The sequence below is a fragment of the Bacteroidota bacterium genome, from assembly GCA_034723125.1.
GTDB lineage: Bacteria > Bacteroidota > Bacteroidia > CAILMK01 > JAAYUY01 > JAYEOP01.
Window position 1 is genome coordinate 1 of the sequence record JAYEOP010000172.1, and the last position, 3789, is coordinate 3789.

A 3789-nucleotide genomic window follows, 5' to 3' on the forward strand; every position below is an offset into this window, starting at 1 on the left:
CACCTCTCACTCCTCACCTCTCACTCCTCACCTCTCACCTCTCACCTCTCACCTCTCACCTCTCACCTCCCCTCACCTCTCATCAACCTCCTCAGCATATCAAGAGCTATAATTGTTGAATACTGAATATTCTGCAACCTTCCTTTAGCGTGGAATATTTTTTTTGAAACAACTATATTTTTTGATGCAACAGCAATCCAAACCGTACCAACAGCTTTATCATCAGTTCCTCCATCGGGTCCTGCAATTCCGGTGGTTGCTATTGAAAAATCAGTATTCAAATTTTCTATTATTCCTTGAGCCATTGCCTCTGCCGTTTGCTGACTTACTGCACCGTAATCAATTAAGGTTTTTTTAGGAACTGATAATTTGCTCATTTTCACTTCATTTGAATATGCGATTACAGCTCCTTTAAAATATTGAGAACTTCCGGGTATTAATGTTATTTGATGAGAAATGTTCCCTCCTGTACAACTTTCTGCAACTCCTAACATTGCATTTTTTTCTAAAAGTAATTTCCCAATTGCCTCAGGAATAGTTATTTCATCATATCCAAAAATATACTCTCCAATCCTCTGTTTAATTTTTTCTATTACATTATTAATTTGTTTTTCCAACAAAAAATAATTTTCTCCTTTTGCAGTAAGTCTTATTTTTACCTGAGCAAGTGAAGGCAAATAAGCCATTGATAAATTTGTTTCCAAATTATCTTCAATATCTTTTATTATTTCAGCAATACGTGATTCCGAGATAGCAATTGTTCTGATATTTTTATTTATCAAAGCAACATTTTTTATCTTTGTTTTTAAAAATGGAACAACTTCATTTGTCATTAAAGCTTTTAATTCAAAGGGTATTCCCGGTAAAGAAATTAAAATTTTTCCATTTTCTTCAAATAGTAATCCGGGTGCTGTGCCATATTTATTTGTTAAAGCAATAGCCTTTTCAGGAATTAACGCTTGGTCTTTATGATATTTTGTGATTTTTTTAATTCTGTGTTTCAATATATTTTTTACATCTTCAAAAACCTTTTCATCAAATCTTAATTTCGTATTAAAATATTCAGTTAGAGTTTTTTTGGTAATATCATCATTTGTTGGTCCAAGTCCACCCGAAACAATAACAGTATCAACAACTTTAAAAATTTCATTTATAGAATTAAAAATACACTCACGTTCATCAGGAATGCTTATTTTCTTTTTAACGCTCAGCCCAATTAAATTTAATTCCTTTCCCAAAAACTGCGAATTCGTATCTAATGTCTCTCCACTCAATACTTCATTTCCTATGACAATAATTCCTGTATCCATGTAATTAATTTTTATCAAAATTACAATTTAGAAAAATAATGACAAAAATAATTGCTTTTTAATAGTTTTTTGACAGACTGACGTTAAGTATATGGCTTTTGGCGGTTTTTGGAACACAAATCTTTCAACTTACTTTTGGTTTCGCCCGCCTGTCGAACCTTGGCAGGCAGGCTCAACAACGTACATAAAAACCATAGGTGGCCATGCACTATGGGTTTTTATATGCTTAGGTGTTAGCTGTTGTTATTTTTTAATTATTATATCAAGTCCCAAACCGTGATACAATGTTACTTCTTTGTAAATACTACTTCAAATATCTTTAAATACCATATCTTTCATTTCTTCTTTCAAGTCGATTTGTGAATTATGTATTTCGCCTGATGCAATGTGAATTATCAAATATAAATCTTCATCTAATTCTAATTCACGAATTGATTGTATTTTAAAATTCTGATTTAATATACCTCCACTTGGTGATGAATTTTCTATAAATATTTTAGTAAAGTCATTTTTGTGTTTTTTGTTTCCTATTTCAATTTCTATTGTAGTCTCAGATTGTTTTAACAATTTTAAATTACCACATTCCTTGTTCAAATTGCACATAGTAAGCGATATTTCTGGAATTATTTCAAAGTATGGAATTGACTTCGCTTTTTGAATTGCTTTCTCGAAATATGGTCTTATTTCATCAACATATCTATTGTCTATTATTTCAATTGTATCAACTATTTCAATTATTTCAAATTCCCCATTTTTATTCAATTCTTTTAATAAGATAATGCCTTTCCATCTCGTTCGTTCCTCTCTTTTTACTGGATTCTCTTCAGTATCTCTTGCCCAAAATCTATCTAATGAAGTTTCAACTACAATTAATTTAGATTTTACAAATCCTATCGGATAAAGTTTATTAACATATGCCTTTCCACAAGAATATGAACTCAGGAATAATAAAATTAGTAATATGGTAATAAATACTTTTTTCATTGCTTTAATAACAACTAACGGCAGTCTGTCTAATAACCCTAACCACCGATTAAATTTTTGTCAAATATAAAGCTATTTCTGCTTTGCTCAAAAATAATTTGCTTTTTTTAGGTTGCGTTTTTCGAATTGCTTCTTCCAGTGATGTTGGAAAAATATATGCCTGTCTTCTGTCTTTTCCTTGTATAAATTTCATAGTATAAAAATAGAAATTATTCCTTTGGTGGCAAATTATTTTTATCTACAATTTGTGGATAGTTTTTAGACAGTCTGACGGCTTGGCTATGCGTAGTTTGGGACTTTGAAACGATTAATTTTCAATTTGTCACTAAATTATACCCAGCTCTACAAGTTTCATTATCAGCTAATTACCCAAATTACGTATAGCCTTTGTTAGCTACTGTACTTTTTCAAGTCTTGGTAGTCCAACTTTTTTTAAAGTCTCGTTTGCCTTTTTTATTTTGTCTTCAAATAAAGGCATTTTTTTAAATTTTTTCAATGAATTATCAATCTTAACGATTGGAATTTTTCTTTTATTCAATTCTTCAATTGTAATCATAATATTACTTTTTAATTCGTTTTACAACAAATGCTTCAAAATCTATTTCTTTGTCAAATCTAATCCACTGTTCATCTTTCAGTCCAAAAACTTCAAAATCGTGTGATACTTTGTCATAATATTTACTAATTCCCATTCGATACAACCTTGTCCTTGCTTTTGTACTTCCCGTTGCATAAACCCAGGTTTCAGGGTTTAAGTCAGTAAAAGCATAAACCGCAGAAACAACTGTTGCTAAAACCTTATCACTGTCTCCATTGTTTGAAACTACTTTATCGTCAATATCTCCAGTTTCAAGATTTTTGTCCCCGAATCCAATATTATAGAAATCTTTCAAATGTGTTTCACTGAATTTAATCAATTTTGGTATATTTCCTTTCGGGCCAATACTTATAAACTCAAACACAGTTAATGAATTTTCAGCACTTAATTGATATTTCGGCAGATTCATATTTGTTAATTTTCAAGCAAAGTTACAATTTTATTCTTAATCTTTCAATGTTAAATTCTGTGTTTCTATGTATAGTAGCTAACGGCAGTCTGTCTAATAAGCCCAAACATTGATATTTGTACTCAATCAGTAATTCTCCAAATAGCTGTTTTTTTTAAATCATACATTTTGTTGTCTCATCAAAATAATTGCTTGTTAATTTTATGATTAAAAACTTATCAGAAATTTAAAGAAATAAACATCAATGGAAGAATTATGTACAAAAATTAAAATTTAACTTAAAAATCAATAAAAATGAATTATTTAAAATAAAAAAGTATTAAAAAAAATGAAATGTTGCCAAAATACAATCACTAATTTTACTTGAGTTTTCCACAGAGCAAATTACTGCACTTACAAGTGATTGTTTTGTAGTCGATTGAAGCCTTGTTTAGTGTATAGTTAACTCATATTTTTATATCATCTAAATTAAAAACGTCCCACAATCT

At 29.7% G+C, this 3789-nt stretch carries 4 protein-coding genes; all 4 read right to left on the reverse strand.

The genetic code is table 11. The annotated features are described in order from the left end of the window. Positions 1-62: 62 nt before the first annotated feature. The 4 genes from U9R42_05180 to U9R42_05195 all read right to left on the reverse strand — a co-directional run bounded on the left by U9R42_05180 (position 63) and on the right by U9R42_05195 (position 3301). Positions 63-1310, reverse strand: coding sequence for a competence/damage-inducible protein A (locus tag U9R42_05180; protein MEA3495411.1), 1248 nt, complete (start codon positions 1308-1310; stop codon positions 63-65). 309 nt (positions 1311-1619) lie between these two features. Continuing rightward, complete coding sequence (locus U9R42_05185) at positions 1620-2294, reverse strand: hypothetical protein (GenBank protein ID MEA3495412.1); 675 nt, start codon at positions 2292-2294, stop codon at positions 1620-1622. Positions 2295-2688: 394 nt separating this feature from the next. Next, the gene (locus U9R42_05190) at positions 2689-2850 is read right to left on the reverse strand and encodes a hypothetical protein (GenBank protein ID MEA3495413.1); all 162 of its coding nucleotides are present in this window, start codon (positions 2848-2850) and stop codon (positions 2689-2691) included. 4 nt (positions 2851-2854) lie between these two features. After that, positions 2855-3301, reverse strand: a complete 447-nt coding sequence (locus U9R42_05195; protein MEA3495414.1) for a hypothetical protein — start codon at positions 3299-3301, stop codon at positions 2855-2857. Positions 3302-3789: the final 488 nt, after the last annotated feature.